Genomic DNA, 20,058 nt, shown 5'->3' with positions numbered 1-20,058 from the left:
GCCGCCGCCCCGGCACCCGGGCTGGAGGGGCCGCCGATCCCGTTGGCGCCGCCGGCCCGGATGGGCGACGCCGCGGCGCGGCAACCGGGCGATGCGGACGACGCACGGCGGATTTCGCTGAATCTGCAGGGAGCGGGGCTTGCGGCCGCGTTCGACGCGTTCGCGCGGTTCACCGGGCTCAATATCGTCGTCGGCGAGCAGGTGCGCGGCACCGTCACGTTACGTCTGAACAATGTCCGCTGGCGCGACGCCTTCGACACGCTGCTCGACACGCACGGGCTCGCGATGTCGCGGCGGGGTAACGTGATATGGGTCACGCCGGCGGCCGAGCTGGCGGCGCGCGAACGCGAGCGCTTCGAAATGCACGCGCGGGCCGCGGATCTGGAGCCGCTTGCGAGCCGGACGTTCGCGCTGCGCTACCCACGCGCGCAGGACGTGCAACGGCTGCTGGCCGGCGCGACCGGCCAGCGCCTGCTGTCGAAGCGCGGCGCCGCGGCGGCGGATCCGCGGACGAACCTGCTGTTCGTCACCGATCTCGCGCCGCGCCTCGACCAGATCGCAAGCCTGATCGACGCGATCGACCGGCCGTCGCGGCAGGTCAGGATCGAGGCCCGCATCGTCGAGGGCGAGCAAGGCTTTTCGCGCAATCTCGGCGCACGTGTTGCGCTGAGGGCGCAGGCGCGGCCGCCGTCGGGCGAGAGTGCGAGCGAAAGCGCCTCGTTCACGACCGGCGCGCGCAACGCGCTCGACCTTGCTGGGCGGCCGCTCGGCGGCTTCGAAGCGGCGACCGCCGGCTTCACGCTGTTTGCCGCGCCGCTCAGCCGAGTGCTCGACGTCGAACTGAGCGCGCTCGAGGCACAGGGGCGGGGCCAGATCGTTTCGAGCCCGCGCGTGGTGACCGCCGATCGCGTCAAGGCGATCGTCGAACAGGGCTCGGAGCTGCCGTACCAGGCGAAGGTGGGCAATGGCGTGAGCGGCGTGCAGTTCCGCCGGGCGACGCTCAAGCTCGAGGTCGAGCCGCAGATCACGCCGGATGGGCGCGTCGTGCTCGACCTGGACGTGACGAAGGACAGCGTCGGCGAGCCGACGGCGGCCGGCCCCGCGATTCATACGAAGCACGTACAGACGCGCGTCGAGGTCGAGAACGGCGGGACGGTCGCGATCGGCGGGATCTACGAGCAACTGAACCGGAACGATGTGACGCGCGTGCCGCTCTTGGGCAAAATACCGTTTCTGGGCGCGCTTTTCCGGCACCGCGCGCAACGCGACCAGCGCAGCGAACTGGTCGTCTTCATCACGCCGACGGTCGTCGATGCGCGCTGCGATGCACGCGGCATGGGCAGCGCGGATGCCGAAAAAACGGGGCCGGAAGCCGCCGGCGCAGGCTCGACAAGGCAGCCGCTTTGCCAGTAAGCTGCGCCACACACCAGCAAGATTGAAGCAGAGGAAGCCGTTGCAAGCGCGGGACCCACATGCAAACGTATTTTTCGTCGGCCTTATGGGAGCGGGTAAGACCACCGTGGGCCGTGCGGTCGCGCGTCGTCTCGACAGGACGTTCTTCGACTCCGACCACGAAATCGAGGCCCGCACGGGCGCGCGCATTCCGGTGATCTTCGAGCTGGAGGGCGAGGCCGGGTTTCGCGATCGCGAAACGCAGGTCATCGCCGATCTCACGCAGCGCGAGAACATCGTGCTCGCGACGGGCGGCGGCGCGGTGCTGCGCCCGGAAAATCGCGACTGCCTGAAAAGCAACGGTATCGTCGTCTACCTGCGCGCGAACCCGCACGACCTGTGGCTGCGCACGCGCAAGGACAAGAACCGCCCGCTGCTGCAGACCGACGACCCGAAAGGGCGCCTCGAAGCGCTGTATGAAGTGCGCGACCCGCTGTACCGCGAATGCGCGGATTTCGTCATCGAGACCGGCCGTCCGTCGGTCAACGGTCTCGTCAACATGGTGTTGATGCAACTCGAACTGGCGGGCGTCATCGCCAAGCCGCTACAAGCATGATTACTGTCAACGTCGACCTGGGCGACCGCGCCTATCCGATTCACATTGGCGCCGGCCTGATCGGCCGCGCCGAGCTGTTCGCACCTCACATCAAGGGTTCTTCCGTCACGATCGTCACGAACACGACGGTCGATCCGCTCTACGGCGACGCGCTGCGCGCGGCGCTCGCGCCGCTCGGCAAGCGTGTGTCGACGGTCGTGCTGCCGGACGGCGAGGCGTACAAGAACTGGGAGACGCTGAACCTGATCTTCGACGGCCTGCTGACCGACCGCGCGGATCGCAAGACCACGCTCGTCGCGCTCGGCGGCGGCGTGATCGGCGACATGACGGGCTTTGCGGCCGCATGCTACATGCGCGGCGTGCCGTTCATCCAGGTGCCGACGACACTGCTGTCGCAGGTCGATTCGTCGGTCGGTGGCAAGACGGGCATCAACCACCCGCTCGGCAAGAACATGATCGGCGCGTTCTACCAGCCGCAGGCCGTGATCGCGGACATCGGCGCGCTGACGACGTTGCCCGACCGTGAACTGGCGGCCGGTGTCGCCGAGATCATCAAGACCGGCGCGATCGCCGATGCGGCATTCTTCGACTGGATCGAGGCGAACGTCGACGCGCTGAACCGTCGCGACCCGGCTGCGCTCGCGCACGCGGTGAAGCGCTCGTGCGAGATCAAGGCGAGCGTGGTGGCGGCCGACGAACGCGAAGGCGGCCTGCGCGCGATCCTGAACTTCGGCCACACGTTCGGTCATGCGATCGAGGCCGGCCTCGGCTACGGCGAGTGGCTGCACGGCGAGGCGGTCGGCTGCGGGATGGTGATGGCAGGCGACCTGTCGGTGCGGCTCGGCCTGCTCGACGAAGCGTCGCGGCAGCGCCTCGATGCGGTGATCGCGGCCGCGCACCTGCCGACACGCGGGCCCGCGCTCGGCGACGCGCGCTACATGGACCTGATGCGCGTCGACAAGAAGGCGGAGGCCGGCGCGATCAAGTTCATCCTGCTGAAGCGATTCGGCGATACGTTGATCACGCAGGCGCCGGACGAAGCCGTATTCGCTACACTGGCGCAGACGACCCGCTAACGGGCGGCCCGGATGCCCCGGCGCCCCTGACATGGAGGAGACGTGAGCGAGACATCCAGCAGCACACTGCCCGAAGCCGGCCGCGTATCCGCTGCGCCGGTGGCCGAGCCGCCGACACTGGCGGCGCTGGAAGCCCATCTCGCTCCGTATGCCGCGCACGCATCGCAGTCGCGCGGCCGCCGCCATCCGGAAACACCGCCGGCGGCGCGCACCGAATTCCAGCGCGACCGCGACCGCATCGTCCATTCGACCGCGTTTCGCCGGCTCGAATACAAGACGCAAGTCTTCGTCAATCATGAAGGCGACCTGTTCCGCACGCGTCTCACGCACAGCCTCGAGGTCGCGCAGATCGCCCGCTCGGTCGCGCGCAACCTGCGCCTGAACGAGGATCTCGTCGAGGCGATCTCGCTCGCGCACGATCTCGGCCATACGCCGTTCGGCCATGCCGGGCAGGACGCGCTGAACGCCTGCATGCGCGAGCATGGCGGCTTCGAGCACAACCTGCAGAGCCTGGCGGTCGTCGACGAGCTCGAGGAGCACTACGGCGCGTTCAACGGGCTGAACCTGTGCTTCGAGACACGCGAAGGCATTCTGAAGCACTGCTCGCGCGAGAATGCGCGCAAGCTCGGCGCGCTCGGCGAGCGCTTCCTGCAGGGCCGCCAGCCGTCGCTCGAAGCGCAGCTTGCCAACATCGCGGACGAGATCGCGTACAACAACCACGACGTCGACGACGGCCTGCGTTCCGGCCTGATCACGATCGAGCAGCTCGCGGAAGTCGAGCTGTGGCAGCGCCACTACGAGGCGGCGCTCGCCGAGTTCCCGCACCTCGAAGGCCGCCGTCTCGTGCACGAGACGGTGCGCCGCATCATCAACACGCTGATCGTCGACCTGATCGACGAAACGACGCGCAATCTCGCGCGCGTCGCGCCGGCGTCGCTCGACGACGTGCGCGCGGCGCCGCCGCTCGTGTCGCACAGCGAATCCGTTGCCGCCCAGGCGGCCGCCCTCAAGCGTTTCCTCTTCAAGAACCTCTATCGCCACTACAAGGTGATGCGCATGGCGAGCAAGGCGCAGCGCGTCGTCACCGGGCTGTTCGATGCGTTCATCGACGATCCGCGGCTGCTGCCGCCGCCGTACCAGTCCGACGACGCCGCGCAGCAGCCGCGCCTCGTCGCGCACTACATCGCCGGCATGACCGACCGCTTCGCGCTGAAGGAGTATCAGCGCCTGTTCGTCATCAACGACAACTGACTGTCACAAACGATCACTAGACTTCGCCGGTTCAATGGCGATGGGAATGTTGCACACGCTGTTGGTAACGTTTTCATAGGAGAGAGGTCGATGAAGAAGAAGCCTGCGGGGACACTGGTTCGTTCGATCGCGCTCGGCGGCGCGCTGATGTTCGGGGTGCAGCACGTGGCGCTCGCCGCGACGGAAATCCAGTTCTGGCATGCGATGGAGGCCGCGCTCGGCGAGCGGGTCAACGCGATCGCCGACCAGTTCAACGCGTCGCAGAGCGACTACAAGATCGTGCCGGTCTTCAAGGGCACCTACGACCAGGCGCTCGCGGCCGGCATCGCGGCCTACCGCAGCGGCAATGCGCCGGCGATCCTCCAGGTCTATGAAGTCGGCACGGCCACGATGATGCAGGCGAAGAAGGCCGTCGTCCCCGTCTACGACGTGTTCAGGCAGGCCGGCGTGCCGCTCGACGAAAAGGCGTTCGTGCCGACCATCGCGAGCTACTACAGCGACGCGAAGACGGGCCATCTCGTGTCGATGCCGTTCAACAGCTCGACGCCGGTGCTGTACTACAACAAGGACGCGTTCAAGAAGGCCGGGCTCGATCCGAACCAGCCGCCGAAGACGTGGGCCGACGTGAAGGACGATGCCGAGAAACTGCGCAAGTCGGGGATGGCGTGCGGCTTCACGACCGGCTGGCAGGGCTGGATCCAGCTCGAAAACTACAGCGCGTGGCATGCGCTGCCGTTCGCGAGCCGCAACAACGGTTTCGACGGTACGGACGCCGTGCTCGAATTCAACAAGCCGCAGCAGGTCGCGCACGTGTCGTTCCTGCAGCAGATGGCGAAGGACGGCACGTTCACGTACGCGGGCCGCAAGGACGAAGCATCGGCGAAGTTCTACAGCGGCGACTGCGGGATCATGACGACCTCGTCGGGCGCGCTCGCGAACCTGGAGAAGTTCGCGAAGTTCAGCTTCGGCACGGGCATGATGCCGTACGACGCGAACGTGAAGGGCGCGCCGCAGAACGCGATCATCGGCGGCGCGAGCCTGTGGGTGCTGGCGGGCAAGGATCCGGCGACCTACAAGGGCGTCGCGAAATTCCTCGCGTTTCTCGCATCGCCGGCCGTCGCCGCGAAGTGGCACCAGGACACGGGTTACCTGCCGGTCACCAAGGCGGCATACGACCTGACGCGCGAACAGGGCTTCTACGCGAAGAACCCGAGCGCCGAAACCGCGATCAAGCAGATGCTGAACAAGCCGCCGCTGCCGTACACGAAGGGGCTGCGCCTGGGCAACATGCCGCAGATCCGCACGGTCGTCGACGAGGAGTTCGAACAGGTCTGGGCGCAGAAGAAATCGCCGAAGGACGCACTCGATTCGGCGGCCTCGCGCGGCAACGAGCTGCTGCGCCGCTTCGAGAAGTCGGGCAGCTGAGCGCGCATCGCGTTCGTGCCGCCGGCCGCGCCGCGCAAGCGCGCGGGCCGGCCGGCGGCGCGGTTTCCTTTCCGTTTCGCCTGACCGGATATCCGCGATGCAATCCCGTTCCCGTTTCGGCACGAGCGTGCTGCCGTATCTGCTGATCGCGCCGCAACTCGCGATCACCGCCGTGTTCTTCCTGTGGCCGGCCGGCGTCGCGCTATGGCAGTCGACGCAGATGCAGGACGCGTTCGGCACGTCGAGTGAATTCGTCGGCTTCGCGAATTTCACGCACCTGTTCGCCGATCCGCTGTATCTCGATTCGTTCCGCACGACGCTCGTGTTCAGCACGCTCGTCACGGTGAGCGGGCTCGTCGTGTCGCTGCTGCTCGCCGCGTGCGCCGACCGCGTGACCCGTGGCGCGCGCACATATCGCACGCTGTTGATCTGGCCATACGCGGTCGCGCCGACGATCGCCGCCGTGCTGTGGGCGTTCCTGTTCAATCCGAGCATCGGCCTGATCACCTATGCGCTCGCGAAGGGCGGCATCGTGTGGAATCACGCGCTGAACGGCGGGCAGGCGATGTTCCTCGTCGTGCTCGCGTCGGTATGGAAGCAGGTGAGCTACAACTTCCTGTTCTTCTACGCGGGCCTGCAGGCGATCCCGCGTTCGCTGATCGAGGCGGCGGCGATCGACGGCGCGGGGCCGGTGCGACGTTTCTTTAACCTCGTGCTGCCGCTGCTGTCGCCCACCAGTTTCTTCCTGCTGGTCGTCAACCTCGTCTATTCGTTCTTCGACACGTTCCCGGTGATCGACGCGGCCACCGGCGGCGGCCCCGCGCAGAGCACGAAGACGCTGATCTACAAGATCTACGCGGAAGGCTTCCAGGGGCTCGACATCGGCAGCTCCGGCGCGCAGTCGGTCGTGCTGATGATCATCGTCGTCGGGCTCACGGTGATCCAGTTCCGTTTCGTCGAACGCAGGGTGCAATACGCATGATCGAAAATCGCAAGGGTTTCGACCTGTTCTGCCACGCGGTGCTGATCGCGGGCGTCGTGCTGATCGTGTTCCCCGTCTACGTCGCGTTCTGTGCGGCGACGATGAGCGCGCAGGAAGTGCTCACGGTGCCGCTGTCGCTCGTGCCGAGCACGCACCTGTTCGAGAACATCGCGTATATCTGGGGCCACGGCAGCGGTGCCGCGACGGCGCCGTTCGGCCGCCTGCTCGTCAACAGCTTCGCGATGGCGCTCGGCATCTCGGTCGGCAAGATCGCGGTGTCGATCCTGTCCGCATACGCGATCGTCTATTTCCGCTTCCCGTTCCGCAACACGGCGTTCTGGCTGATCTTCGTCACGCTGATGCTGCCGGTGGAAGTGCGGATCTTCCCGACCGTGCAGGTCGTGTCGACGCTGCACCTGACGAACACCTACGCCGGGCTGACGCTGCCGCTGATCGCATCGGCCACTGCGACGTTCCTGTTCCGGCAGTTCTTCATGACGCTGCCCGACGAACTGATGGACGCCGCGCGCATCGACGGCGCGGGGCCGATGCGCTTCTTCTGGGACGTCGTGCTGCCGCTGTCGAAGACGAGCATCGCGGCGCTGTTCGTGATCACGTTCATCTACGGCTGGAGCCAGTACCTGTGGCCGATCCTGATCACGACGGAGGCATCGCTGTCGACGGCGGTGGTGGGCATCAAGATGATGATCGCGAGCGGCGACGCCGCGACCGAATGGCAATACGTGATGGCGGCGACGCTGCTGGCGATGATTCCGCCGCTCGTCGTCGTGCTGGCGATGCAGCGCTGGTTCGTGCGCGGCCTCGTCGATTCCGAGAAATGAACCACGGACGTAACCGGGAGAAGGACCAGGTATGGCTGCGCTGAGCTTGAAGGGCGTCAGGAAATCCTACGACGGCAAGCAGCACGTGCTGCATGGCATCGACGTGGAGATCGCCGACGGCGAATTCATCGTGCTGGTCGGCCCGTCGGGCTGCGGCAAGTCGACGTTGCTGCGGATGATCGCGGGGCTCGAGACGGTGACGGACGGCGAGATCGCGATCGGCGAGCGCGTCGTCAACACGCTCGAGCCGAAGGATCGCGACATCGCGATGGTATTCCAGAACTATGCGCTGTATCCGCACATGACGGTCGCGCAGAACATGGGCTACGGGCTGAAGATCCGCGGGATCGAGCGCGCGACGATCGACTCGCGGGTGGCAGCGGCCGCGAAGATCCTCGAACTCGAGCCGCTGCTCGCGCGGCGCCCGCGCGAGCTGTCGGGCGGCCAGCGGCAGCGCGTTGCGATGGGGCGCGCGATCGTGCGCGAGCCGTCGGTGTTCCTGTTCGACGAGCCGTTGTCGAACCTCGACGCGAAATTGCGCGTGCAGATGCGGCTCGAGATCCAGCGGCTGCATGCGCGGCTCGCGACGACGAGCGTCTACGTGACGCACGACCAGATCGAGGCAATGACGCTCGCGCAGCGCGTGATCGTGATGAACCGCGGCTACGCGGAGCAGATCGGCGCGCCGGTCGACGTGTACGAGAAGCCGGCAACGGTGTTCGTCGCGGGCTTCATCGGCTCGCCCGCGATGAACCTGATGCACGGCCGGCTTTCGGACGACGGCGCGACGTTTACGGTCGCGGGCGGCGGCCCCGCGCTGCCGGTCGCCGGTTCGCCCGGCATCGGCGCGGAGATCGCCACCGGGCGCGACTGGGTGCTCGGCGTGCGTCCGGAGCACATGACCCCGCAGCCGGGCGTCGCGCAGGCGACGTTGCCGGTCGACTCGTGCGAGCTGCTCGGCGCGGACAACCTCGCGCACGGCCGCTGGGGCAACCATGACGTCGCGGTGCGCCTACCGCACGCGGACCGCCCCGCGCGCGGCACGGCGCTGGCCGCCGCACTGCCCGCGCACCGGCTGCATTTCTTCGATCCGGAGACCGGCAAGCGTGCCGGCTGAACCTGCTGCACCTGCCGGGAGACCGACGATGACAACCCGTACCGACTGGCCCTATCCGCGCGTCGTCGCCCATCGCGGCGGCGGCACGCTTGCGCCGGAGAACACGCTCGCCGCGCTCGACGAGGGCGCGCGCCGTGGCCACCGGATGGTCGAATTCGACGCGAAGCTGTCGGCCGACGACGTGACGTTCCTGCTGCACGACGACACGGTCGACCGGACGTCGAACGGTCACGGGCCGGCGGCGGGCATGCGATATGAGGCGCTGGCCGCGCTCGATGCGGGCGCGTGGCGCGACGCGCGCTTCGCGGGCGAGCGGATGCCGACGCTCGAGGCGGCGGCGGCGCGCTGCATCGCGCACGGGCTGGCCGCCAACGTCGAGATCAAGCCGTGCCCGGGGCGCGAGCGCGAGACCGGGCAGCGCGTGGCGGCCGACGCGGCCGCATACTGGCGCGATGCCGCGGTGGCGCCGCTCTTGTCGTCATTCTCGTTCGATGCATTGCAACAGGCGCGCGCGACGGCGCCGGCGCTGCCGCGCGGGATGCTTTACGAGGCCGTGCCGGACGACTGGCATGCGCAGGTTGTCGGCGCGCTCGGCTGCGTTTCGTTGCATGCAGACCACAAACAGCTGGACGAACCGCTCGTGCGCGCGATCAAGGCGGCCGGCCTGCGCATCCTGGTTTACACGGTGAACGACCTCGAACGCGCTCGCGAACTTGCGCGCTGGGGTGTCGACGCGGTCTGCACGGACCGGATCGACCTGATTGCCCCCGACGCGCTGGACGACATCGCGTAGCGGAATGCGCCGCGCGATGGCGCATACGGGAAGACCCTGAGACAAAAAAACGACGCCCCGGCGGGATTTCCGCCGGGGCGTTTTACATCGTGGAGACGTTACGTCAGGAAAAATCCGCTACAAATTGCAGCAGGATTAACCATTCCCCAAATATTCGACTACGCTTAGAAGCGGTAGCCGACGTTCAGGTACGTGACGATCGGGTTCAGCGAGATGTGAGCCTTCGACGTTTCGGTCAGCGTGCCGACCTGGGTCCGCTTGGCCGTCGTGAAGGTCGCGGTCACGCTCACCGGGATGTACGACATCGAGAAGCCGGCGAACCAGTGTTTCGTGAAGTTGTACGTGAAGCCGGCGTTGAAGACGGGTGCCCACTGGTTGCTGGTCTGCGCGCTGGTCGGGCCGCCGAGCACGCCGTTCTCGAACGCGCTGTTCGTGATCTTTGCGCCGGTGAACCAGATATACGAAGCGCCGATGCCGACATACGGACGGAACTTCGCGTTGGCGTCGTTGAAGTAGTACTTCAGGAGGAGCGCGGGGCTCCACTGGTACGCACGGCCGAGCGTACCGAAACGCGAGAACTGGCCCTTGCCGGTGATGTCGAACTTCGGCGGGATGCCGGCGATGAACTCGGTAGCGATGTGGTCGGTCACGAAGTAACCGGTTGCCAGTGCGAGCGTGTCGGCGTCGCTGATGCCGGCGCCGGTGTTGGGAACCGACTGGTTGATCGGCGTGCCGCCTACGCCGTACAGGAACAGCGGGTCGCTGCTGTCCTGCGGCGCAAGGTGCAGCCAGCCGGTGCTGACGTAGAAATCACCTGCGGATTGTGCATGTGCCGTACCGCCCGCAAACGTAAATGCGAGCGCTGCAGCCCCCGTAATGGCCAGTTTTCGTTTCATTGTGTCTCCTCCGATCTAAGGCGTGCTCATTATGACGACTGCGTTTAAAACCAAACAAGCTCGTAAGTTAGAGTTTTCACCCTAGGATTAGTACGACCGTACGCATCCGCGCACCGACAGGACGGGCATTCTGTGCAAGTGCGCACTTCCGGACCCTCGGGTATTTCCTAACGCGTTCAAACGGACATTCAGCATGGCACGGTTAGCACGACTCTACGTTCCCGACCAGCCGCAGCACGTGATACTGCGCGGCCTGGATCAGCAACCCGCGTTCGTCGACGACCAGGACTACGAACTCTTCATCGATTGCCTGAAGGCCGCCGCGCGCGATCATCACCTATCGGTGCACGCCTACGTGCTGCTGCCGCGCCAGGTGCAACTGCTCGTCACGCCGAGCGACGAGGCGAGCCTGCCGAAAGCGATGCAGGCTGTCGGCCGCCGCTACGTCGCGCATTTCAACCGGCGCTATTCGCGGCGCGGCACCCTGTGGGAAGGCCGCTATCGCGCGACCGTGATCGAAGGCGAGCGCTATTTCCTGCTCGCGAGCCGCGTCGTCGAGATGAGCCCGGTGCGCGCGCAGCTGGTCGCGACGCCGGAGGCCTATCGCTGGTCGAGCTACCGGCATCACGTCGGGCTCACCGTCGACAGCCTGATCACCGACCATCCGCTCTACTGGGCGCTCGGCAATACGCCGTTCGACCGCCAGCGCGCGTACAAGGAGCTGTGCGAGCAGCCGCTCGACGAGCGGCAGGCCGACCAGTTGCAGCAGGCGACGCTGAAAGGCTGGGTGCTCGGCGGCGAAAACTATCGCGAGTGGGCGGCGCGCACGGCAAACCGCCGCGTATCGCCGCTGCCGCGCGGACGCCCCAGAAAGGTGCGCGAGAACACGCCGCCGATCCAGCAGTAACGCGGGAAAGGCGGGCCAGAAGCGGCGCTGCGGGCGCCGCTTCTTTTTGCACCAAAACGATACGGCCCCAATAAAATGGCACCAGATCGAAGCATCCGTTTAATTGGGGTTCTATCAAGCGGTTTTTGTTGCTATTCCCTTGATTCGTCGCGTATATTCCGAATTCCGGTGGCCCGGGCGAAGCATGCCCACCCACTGTCGGCCGCGCCGTCTCCCGTCGGGAGCGGGATCGACGGCAACAAGAAAATGGTTCAACGGCCTCCAGGCCCCCTTTACGACGGTGTCCCCATGAACGACCACCAGCAGCCGCTCGCCGCGGTGCCCGCCGCACAAGGTCTGTATGACCCGCAAAACGAACACGACGCCTGCGGCGTCGGCTTCGTCGCTCACATCAAGGGCAAGAAGAGCCACGAGATCATTCAGCAGGGTCTGAAGATCCTCGAGAACCTCGATCACCGTGGCGCGGTCGGTGCCGATCCGCTGATGGGCGACGGCGCGGGCATCCTGATCCAGATTCCGGACGCGTTCTATCGCGAGGAAATGGCGAAGCAGGGCGTGAACCTGCCGCCGGCCGGCGAATATGGGGTCGGCATGATCTTCCTGCCGAAGGAAAACGCATCGCGTCTCGCGTGCGAGCAGGAGCTGGAGCGCACGGTGAAGGCCGAAGGCCAGGTCGTGCTCGGCTGGCGCGACGTGCCGGTCGACCATGCGATGCCGATTTCGCCGACCGTGAAGGCGAGCGAGCCGCTGATCCGCCAGATCTTCATCGGCCGCGGCAAGGACATCATGGTGACGGATGCGCTCGAGCGGAAGCTGTACGTGATCCGCAAGACGGCGAGCCACCGCATCCAGGCGCTGAAGCTCAAGCACGGCAAGGAATACTTCGTGCCGTCGATGTCGGCGCGCACGATCGTCTACAAGGGGCTGCTGCTCGCGGGTCAGGTCGGCGTGTACTACCGCGACCTGCAGGACACGCGCGTCGTGTCGGCGCTCGCGCTCGTGCACCAGCGCTTCTCGACCAACACGTTCCCGGCATGGGAACTGGCTCACCCGTACCGGATGATCGCGCACAACGGCGAGATCAACACCGTGAAGGGCAACGTGAACTGGCTGAACGCGCGTACCGGCGCGATCGCATCGCACGTGCTCGCCGACGATCTGCCGAAGCTGTGGCCGCTGATCTACCCGGGCCAGTCCGATACGGCGTCGTTCGACAACTGTCTCGAACTGCTGGTGATGGCCGGCTACCCGCTCGTGCACGCGGTGATGATGATGATCCCGGAAGCGTGGGAACAACACACGCTGATGGACGAGAACCGCCGCGCGTTCTACGAATACCACGCCGCGATGATGGAGCCGTGGGACGGCCCGGCCGCGATCGCGTTCACCGACGGCCGCCAGATCGGCGCGACGCTCGACCGTAACGGCCTGCGCCCGGCGCGCTACATCGTGACCGACGACGACCTCGTCATCATGGCGTCGGAAGCCGGCACGCTGCCGATCCCCGAATCGAAGATCGTCAAGAAGTGGCGCCTGCAGCCGGGCAAGATGTTCCTGATCGACATGGAACACGGCCGCATCATCGACGACAAGGAGTTGAAGGACAACCTCGCGAACGCGAAGCCGTACAAGAGCTGGATCGACGCGGTGCGCATCAAGCTCGACGAGATCGAGCCGAAGGCCGAGGAAGTCGCGGCCGGCCGTACGCAGGGCGCCGCGCTGCTCGACCGCCAGCAGGCGTTCGGCTATACGCAGGAAGACCTGAAGTTCCTGATGGCGCCGATGGCGCAGCAGGGCGAAGAGGCCGTCGGTTCGATGGGCAACGACTCGCCGCTCGCGGTGATGTCGAACAAGAACAAGACGCTCTATCACTACTTCAAGCAGCTGTTCGCGCAGGTCACGAACCCGCCGATCGACCCGATCCGCGAGAACATGGTCATGTCGCTCGTGTCGTTCATCGGCCCGAAGCCGAACCTGCTCGACACGAACAACATCAACCCGCCGATGCGTCTCGAAGTGTCGCAGCCGGTGCTCGACTTCAAGGACATCGCGAAGATCCGCGCAATCGACCAGTACACGGGCGGCAAGTTCAGCGCATACGAGCTGAACATCTGCTATCCGGTCGCCTGGGGCAAGGAAGGCATCGAGGCGCGTCTCGCGTCGCTGTGCGCGGAAGCCGTCGACGCGGTGAAGTCGGGCTACAACATGCTGATCGTGTCCGATCGCAAGACGGACGCCGAGCATGTCGCGATCCCGGCGCTGCTCGCCACGTCGGCGATCCACACGCACCTCGTCCAGCAAGGGCTGCGCACGAGCACGGGCCTCGTCGTCGAGACGGGCTCCGCACGTGAGACGCACCACTTCGCGCTGCTCGCGGGCTACGGCGCGGAAGCCGTGCACCCGTACCTCGCGATGGAAACGCTCGCGAAGATGGCCGAAGGCCTGCCGGGCGACCTGTCGCCGGAGAAGGCCGTCTACAACTTCACGAAGGCGGTCGGCAAGGGCCTGCAGAAGGTGATGTCGAAGATGGGCATCTCGACGTACATGTCGTACACGGGCGCGCAGATCTTCGAAGCGCTCGGCCTGTCGAGCGACCTCGTCGAGAAGTACTTCAAGGGCACCGCGTCGAAGGTCGGCGGCATCGGCCTGTTCGAAGTCGCGGAAGAAGCGATTCGCCTGCACCGCGACGCATTCGGCGACAACCCGGTCCTGCGCGACATGCTCGACGCGGGCGGCGAGTATGCGTACCGCGTGCGCGGCGAAGACCACATGTGGACGCCGGATTCGATCGCGAAGCTCCAGCACGCGACGCGCAGCAACTCGTACCAGACGTACAAGGAATACGCGCACCTGATCAACGACCAGACCAAGCGTCACATGACGTTCCGCGGCCTGTTCGAGTTCAAGGTCGAGCCGACCAAGGCGATCCCGATCGACGACGTCGAGCCGGCGAAGGACATCGTCAAGCGCTTTGCGACGGGCGCGATGTCGCTCGGTTCGATCAGCACCGAAGCGCACGCGACGCTCGCGATCGCGATGAACCGGATCGGCGGCAAGTCGAACACCGGCGAGGGCGGCGAGGACGAGAAGCGTTACCGCAACGAGCTGCGCGGCATTCCGATCAAGTCGGGCGAGACGCTGAAGTCGGTGATCGGCGACGAGATCGTCAGCGACATTCCGCTGAAGGACGGCGATTCGCTGCGCTCGAAGATCAAGCAGGTCGCGTCGGGCCGCTTCGGCGTCACCGCCGAGTACCTGGCATCGGCCGACCAGATCCAGATCAAGATGGCGCAGGGCGCGAAGCCGGGCGAAGGCGGCCAGCTGCCGGGCCACAAGGTGTCCGAGTACATCGGCAAGCTGCGTTACTCGGTGCCGGGTGTCGGCCTGATCTCGCCGCCGCCGCACCACGACATCTACTCGATCGAGGATCTGGCGCAGCTGATCCACGACCTGAAGAACGTGAACCCGAGCTCGAGCATCTCGGTGAAGCTCGTGTCGGAAGTGGGCGTGGGCACGGTCGCGGCCGGTGTCGCGAAGGCGAAGGCCGATCACGTCGTGATCGCCGGCCATGACGGCGGCACGGGTGCGTCGCCGCTGTCGTCGGTCAAGCACGCGGGCACGCCGTGGGAACTCGGCCTCGCCGAAACGCAGCAGACGCTGGTGCTGAACCGCCTGCGCGGCCGAATCCGCGTGCAGGCCGACGGCCAGATGAAGACGGGCCGCGACGTCGTGATCGGCGCGCTGCTCGGTGCGGACGAATTCGGCTTCGCGACGGCACCGCTCGTCGTCGAAGGCTGCATCATGATGCGCAAGTGCCACCTGAACACGTGCCCGGTCGGCGTCGCGACGCAGGATCCGGTGCTGCGTGCGAAGTTCAAGGGCCAGCCCGAGCACGTCGTGAACTACTTCTTCTTCGTCGCCGAGGAAGTGCGCGAGATCATGGCGCAGCTCGGCGTCGCGAAGTTCGACGACCTGATCGGCCGCGCCGACCTGCTCGACACCCGCAAGGGCATCGAGCACTGGAAGGCGAAGGGCCTCGACTTCTCGCGCGTGTTCTACCAGCCGGAAGAGTGCGAGGACGTCGCGCCGCGTCACGTCGACGTGCAGGATCACGGCCTCGAGCGCGCACTCGACCACGTGCTGATCGAGAAGGCGAAGGCGGCGATCGAGAACGGCGAGCACGTGTCGTTCATCCAGCCGGTGCGCAACGTGAACCGCACGGTCGGCGCGATGCTGTCGGGCGTGATCGCGAAGAAGCACGGCCACGAAGGCCTGGCCGACGACGCGGTGCATATCCAGCTGAAGGGCACGGCCGGCCAGAGCTTCGGCGCGTTCCTCGCGAAGGGCGTGACCCTCGACCTCGTCGGCGACGGCAACGACTACGTCGGCAAGGGCCTGTCGGGCGGCCGGATCATCATCCGTCCGACCAACGACTTCCGCGGCAAGTCCGAGGAAAACATCATCTGCGGCAACACGGTGATGTACGGCGCGATCGAAGGCGAAGCCTTCTTCCGCGGCGTCGCGGGCGAGCGCTTCTGCGTGCGCAACTCGGGCGCGACGGCGGTCGTCGAAGGCACGGGCGACCATGGCTGCGAATACATGACGGGCGGTACGGTCGTCGTGCTCGGCGAGACCGGGCGCAACTTCGCGGCCGGCATGTCGGGCGGTCTCGCGTACATCTACGATCCGGAAGGCACGTTCGCGGCGAAGTGCAACAAGTCGATGGTCGCGCTCGAGCCGGTGCTGCAGCAGGCCGAGCAGGAGCGCACGGTCGACCGCGCACTCTGGCACGCAGGCACGACGGACGAAGCGCTGCTCAAGGGGCTCGTCGAGCGTCATTTCCAGTTCACGGGTTCGCCGCGCGCGAAGTCGCTGCTGGAAAACTGGGACGCGGCGCGCCGCCAGTTCGTGAAGGTGTTCCCGCACGAATACAAGCGCGCGCTGGGCGAGATCGGTGCGAAGAAGGCGGCGAAGGAAGAACTGGCCGCCTGAGCGACGAACGACATAGCGAATGCCGCGCGCGCCTGACGGCCGCGCGCGGCTCCCCCACCCGATACACCGAACAGAAGAGCACCTTATGGGCAAGGCAACCGGTTTTCTGGAGTTCGAACGCCGCCACGAGGCGTACGAAGCACCGCTCACGCGCGTGAAGCACTACAAGGAATTCGTCGCGGCACTGACCGACGCGGACGCGAAGGTCCAGGGCGCGCGCTGCATGGATTGCGGCATCCCGTTCTGCAACAACGGCTGCCCGGTCAACAACATCATTCCGGATTTCAACGATCTCGTTTACCGCCAGGACTGGCAGCAGGCGATCGAAGTCCTGCACTCGACCAACAACTTCCCGGAGTTCACGGGCCGCATCTGCCCGGCGCCGTGCGAGGCGGCGTGCACGCTCGGGATCAACAACGACCCGGTCGGCATCAAGTCGATCGAGCACGCGATCATCGACAAGGCCTGGGCGGAAGGCTGGGTGAAGCCGCTGCCGGCCGAGCACAAGACGGGCAAGAAGGTTGCGGTCGTCGGTTCGGGCCCCGCGGGCCTCGCCGCCGCGCAGCAGCTCGCGCGCGCGGGCCACGACGTGACGGTGTTCGAGAAGAACGACCGTGTCGGCGGCCTGCTGCGTTACGGGATTCCCGACTTCAAGCTCGAGAAGTGGCTGATCGACCGCCGCATGCGCCAGATGGAAGCGGAAGGTGTGACGTTCCGCACCAGCGTGTTCATCGGCAAGGATCCGCTGCCCGAGTCGATCGGCAGTCTCGCGAAGGAAACCATTTCTCCGGACACGCTGAAGGAAGAATTCGACGCGGTCGTGATCGCGGGCGGTTCGGAAACGCCGCGTGACCTGCCGGTGCCGGGCCGCGAGCTCGCCGGCGTGCATTACGCGATGGACTTCCTGCCGCAGCAGAACCGCGTGAACGCGGGCGACAAGCTCGCCGACCAGCTGCTCGCGAAGGGCAAGCACGTGATCGTGATCGGCGGCGGCGATACGGGTTCGGACTGCGTCGGCACGTCGAACCGTCACGGCGCGAAGCAGGTCACGCAGTTCGAGCTGCTGCCGCAGCCGCCGGAAGAGGAGAACAAGCCGCTCGTGTGGCCGTACTGGCCGATCAAGCTGCGCACGTCGTCGTCGCACGAGGAAGGCTGCGAGCGCGACTGGGCGGTCGCGACGAAGCGTCTCGAAGGCAAGAACGGCAAGGTCGAGAAGCTGATCGCTGCGCGCGTCGAGTGGAAGGACGGCAAGATGCAGGAAGTGCCGGGCTCCGAGTTCGAACTGAAGGCCGATCTCGTGCTGCTCGCGATGGGCTTCACGCAGCCGGCGGCGCCGGTGCTCGAAGCGTTCGGCGTCGCGAAGGACGCGCGCGGCAACGCACGGGCGGCGACCGAAGGCGATCGCTCGTACTACACATCGGTCGACAAGGTGTTCGCCGCAGGCGACATGCGTCGCGGCCAGTCGCTCGTGGTGTGGGCGATCCGCGAAGGCCGCCAGTGCGCGCGCTCGGTCGATGCGTACCTGATGGGGCATTCGAACCTGCCGCGATAAGCTGAATATCGCGAGCGGATTCGACGGAAGCCGGGCGTCCGAAAGGGCGCCCGGTTTTTTTATGGCTGGCGCCAGCCGGGGCGCCCCGGTTTCACGTGCGAGACGGCGCCGTCCGATCGGGCTGCCTTGCCGTGCCGTCACGCCTCATTTTCGCGAAGCGTCGTCTAACCTGATGACATCCTGGCGCGATTTCTCGTCATCCCAAATCCTTTCGTTTTGTAATAATCCTTGAAAACTGTCATATCATGTCGCCCCTCGGGCCGCGTTCGCGGTCGACGCTCATGACTGACCCTATTTACAAGGAAACCGGATGGAAGCACTCCTGCATGGGCTGATCGACGCCGTCAACGGCGTGTTGTGGAACTACGTGCTGATCGCGCTGCTGCTCGGCGCCGGTGCGTGGTTCACGTTGCGGTTTCGGATGATCCAGCTGAAGGCGCTGTTCCTCAGCATGAAACTGGTCGGCAGCAAGGGCGAGCCGGGCAGCATCTCGTCGTTCCAGGCGTTCGCGACCGGGCTCGCGAGCCGCGTCGGCACCGGCAACATCGCCGGCGTCGCGGTCGCGCTGACGGTCGGCGGGCCGGGCGCGATCTTCTGGATGTGGATGACGGCGCTGGTCGGGATGTCGTCCGCGTTCGTCGAGGCGACGCTCGCGCAGATCTTCAAGGTGTCGCACCCGGACGGCAGCTATCGCGGCGGCCCCGCGTACTACATCCAGACGGGCCTGCGCTCGCGCGGCTTCGGCGTGCTGTTCTCGCTGTCGCTGATCCTCGCGTTCGGTTTCGTGTTCAACGCGGTGCAGGCGAACGCGATCGCCGACGCCTTCCATACGTCGTTCGGCTGGAGCCGCGAGACGGTCGGCCTCGGCCTCGTGCTGCTGTCCGCACCGATCATCTTCGGCGGCATCCGCCGCATCGCGACGGTCGCGCAGGTGATCGTGCCGCTGATGGCGATCGGCTATCTCGCGCTCGCGGTCTATGCGGTCGCGACCCACATCGCGCTCGTGCCGGACGTGATCGCGCTGATCGTGAGGAGCGCATTCGGCCTCGAGCAGGCGGCAGGCGGCCTGACCGGCTACGCGGTCAGCCAGGCAATCGCGATCGGCGTGAAGCGCGGGCTGTTCTCGAACGAAGCGGGGATGGGCAGCGCGCCGAACGCGGCCGCGACCGCGAGCACGCGGCACCCCGTCACGCAGGGGCTGATCCAGATGCTCGGCGTGTTCGTCGACACGATCGTGATCTGCAGCGCGACCGCGTTCGTGATCCTGCTGTCGGGCCAGTACGAAGTCGGCACGGGGATGGAAGGCGCGGCGCTCACGCAGCGCGCAATCTCGAGCCACGTCGGCGACTGGGGCGGCATCTACATGGCGGTCGCGATCTTCTTCCTCGCGTTTTCGTCGGTGATCGGCAACTACGCGTATGCGGAGGGCAACGTCGAATTCATCACGAAGCGGCGCGGCGTGCTGCCGCTGTTCCGTGTCGCGGTGCTCGGCATGGTGATGTTCGGCAGCGTCGGGCAACTGCCGCTCGTCTGGGCGATGGCCGATACGAGCATGGGATTGATGGCGATCATCAACCTGATCGCGATCCTCGCGCTCGGCAAGCATGCGCACGCCGCATGGGCCGACTATCGTCGCCAGCGCGCGGCGGGTATCGCCGATCCGGTGTTCACGCGCAACACGATCCCCGAGCTCGCGCGCGTGCTGCCGGCCGACGTGTGGGGCGAGCATGGCCCGCTGCCGCAGCGTCCCGCTTCGGCTGAAACGGCACGCACGCCACGTGGCGCGGTGAGCGAGTCATGAACGGCGACCGGCTCCGTGCGTTCGTCGCGCTGATGCCCGATGCGGCTTCGCGCGACGCGCTGCACGCGTTGCCGGTCACCCGCGGGGCGCGGCGCACGCAGCCCGCGCAACTGCACATGACGCTCGCGTTCATCGGCGCGATCGAACGGGACCGATGCGAGGCGCTGGCCGCGCATCTGCCCGCGCTCGCGGCCGCCCATGCGCTGCCGTTGCTGCCGGTCGAGCGGATCGCGTGGTGGCCGAGCCTGCCGCGCGCGAGGCTGATCGTCGCGGAGCTCGCGGCCGATCCTGCCTGCCTGGCGTTGAATGCCGGGCTGGTTGCGCTGCTGGGCGAACTCGGCGTGCCGGCCGACCGGCGGCCGTTCCGGCCGCACGTGACGCTCGCGCGGCTGCCGCGCGATGCGGTCGGCCAGCCC

At 66.5% G+C, this 20,058-nt stretch carries 15 protein-coding genes; 14 read left to right on the top strand and 1 reads right to left on the bottom strand.

What is annotated here, in order from left to right:
* The 9 genes from L810_RS33855 to ugpQ all read left to right on the top strand — a co-directional run.
* Positions 1-1,413 (top strand): type IV pilus secretin PilQ (locus L810_RS33855; RefSeq protein WP_042977279.1); only part of this gene is annotated, 1,413 nt, incomplete at its 5' end.
* A 40-nt stretch (positions 1,414-1,453) separates the two neighbouring features.
* The gene (gene aroK / locus L810_RS33850; RefSeq protein WP_034189844.1) at positions 1,454-2,008 is read left to right on the top strand and encodes a shikimate kinase AroK; all 555 of its coding nucleotides are present in this window, start codon (positions 1,454-1,456) and stop codon (positions 2,006-2,008) included.
* Positions 2,005-3,084: a 3-dehydroquinate synthase gene (aroB, locus tag L810_RS33845; RefSeq protein ID WP_027788565.1), complete on the top strand. Its 1,080-nt coding sequence runs from the start codon at positions 2,005-2,007 to the stop codon at positions 3,082-3,084. Before aroK ends, aroB begins: the two co-directional genes overlap by 4 nt.
* Positions 3,085-3,126: 42 nt before the next feature.
* Complete coding sequence (locus tag L810_RS33840) at positions 3,127-4,335, top strand: deoxyguanosinetriphosphate triphosphohydrolase (RefSeq protein ID WP_021162708.1); 1,209 nt, start codon at positions 3,127-3,129, stop codon at positions 4,333-4,335.
* A 90-nt stretch (positions 4,336-4,425) separates the two neighbouring features.
* Positions 4,426-5,760 carry a sn-glycerol-3-phosphate ABC transporter substrate-binding protein UgpB gene (ugpB, locus tag L810_RS33835; RefSeq protein ID WP_021162707.1) on the top strand — a complete coding sequence of 445 codons (1,335 nt, stop codon included), beginning with the start codon at positions 4,426-4,428 and terminating at the stop codon, positions 5,758-5,760.
* Between the two features lie 97 nt (positions 5,761-5,857).
* Complete coding sequence (gene ugpA / locus L810_RS33830; protein WP_042977272.1) at positions 5,858-6,742, top strand: sn-glycerol-3-phosphate ABC transporter permease UgpA; 885 nt, start codon at positions 5,858-5,860, stop codon at positions 6,740-6,742.
* Positions 6,739-7,584, top strand: coding sequence for a sn-glycerol-3-phosphate ABC transporter permease UgpE (gene ugpE, locus L810_RS33825; RefSeq protein ID WP_027788562.1), 846 nt, complete (start codon positions 6,739-6,741; stop codon positions 7,582-7,584). Before ugpA ends, ugpE begins: the two co-directional genes overlap by 4 nt.
* Positions 7,585-7,615: 31 nt before the next feature.
* Positions 7,616-8,701 carry a sn-glycerol-3-phosphate import ATP-binding protein UgpC gene (locus tag L810_RS33820; protein ID WP_042977269.1) on the top strand — a complete coding sequence of 362 codons (1,086 nt, stop codon included), beginning with the start codon at positions 7,616-7,618 and terminating at the stop codon, positions 8,699-8,701.
* Positions 8,702-8,729: 28 nt separating this feature from the next.
* Positions 8,730-9,494: a glycerophosphodiester phosphodiesterase gene (gene ugpQ, locus L810_RS33815; protein ID WP_042977268.1), complete on the top strand. Its 765-nt coding sequence runs from the start codon at positions 8,730-8,732 to the stop codon at positions 9,492-9,494.
* Between the two features lie 164 nt (positions 9,495-9,658).
* Here the strand turns inward: ugpQ and L810_RS33810 are convergent, their stop codons facing one another.
* The gene (locus L810_RS33810; RefSeq protein ID WP_021162706.1) at positions 9,659-10,390 is read right to left on the bottom strand and encodes an OmpW/AlkL family protein; all 732 of its coding nucleotides are present in this window, start codon (positions 10,388-10,390) and stop codon (positions 9,659-9,661) included.
* 193 nt (positions 10,391-10,583) lie between these two features.
* Here L810_RS33810 and L810_RS33805 point away from each other — a divergent pair, with 193 nt between their 5' ends.
* The 5 genes from L810_RS33805 to thpR form a co-directional block, all read left to right on the top strand.
* Positions 10,584-11,297, top strand: a complete 714-nt coding sequence (locus L810_RS33805; RefSeq protein ID WP_006477151.1) for a transposase — start codon at positions 10,584-10,586, stop codon at positions 11,295-11,297.
* A 288-nt stretch (positions 11,298-11,585) separates the two neighbouring features.
* On the top strand, positions 11,586-16,289 hold the full coding sequence (locus L810_RS33800) for a glutamate synthase-related protein (RefSeq protein ID WP_021162704.1): 4,704 nt from the start codon (positions 11,586-11,588) through the stop codon (positions 16,287-16,289).
* Positions 16,290-16,374: 85 nt separating this feature from the next.
* The gene (locus L810_RS33795; protein ID WP_021162703.1) at positions 16,375-17,841 is read left to right on the top strand and encodes a glutamate synthase subunit beta; all 1,467 of its coding nucleotides are present in this window, start codon (positions 16,375-16,377) and stop codon (positions 17,839-17,841) included.
* Positions 17,842-18,151: 310 nt separating this feature from the next.
* Complete coding sequence (locus L810_RS33790; protein ID WP_021162702.1) at positions 18,152-19,642, top strand: alanine/glycine:cation symporter family protein; 1,491 nt, start codon at positions 18,152-18,154, stop codon at positions 19,640-19,642.
* A partial coding sequence (gene thpR / locus L810_RS33785; RefSeq protein WP_042977277.1) for an RNA 2',3'-cyclic phosphodiesterase occupies positions 19,639-20,058 on the top strand: 420 nt, incomplete at its 3' end. The genes L810_RS33790 and thpR, both read left to right, overlap by 4 nt.

Origin of the sequence: Burkholderia sp. AU4i, assembly GCF_000466765.1 — a bacterium.
In the GTDB taxonomy this organism is placed as follows: domain Bacteria; phylum Pseudomonadota; class Gammaproteobacteria; order Burkholderiales; family Burkholderiaceae; genus Burkholderia; species Burkholderia cepacia.
This window is presented reverse-complemented; position numbering and strand designations above follow the sequence as displayed.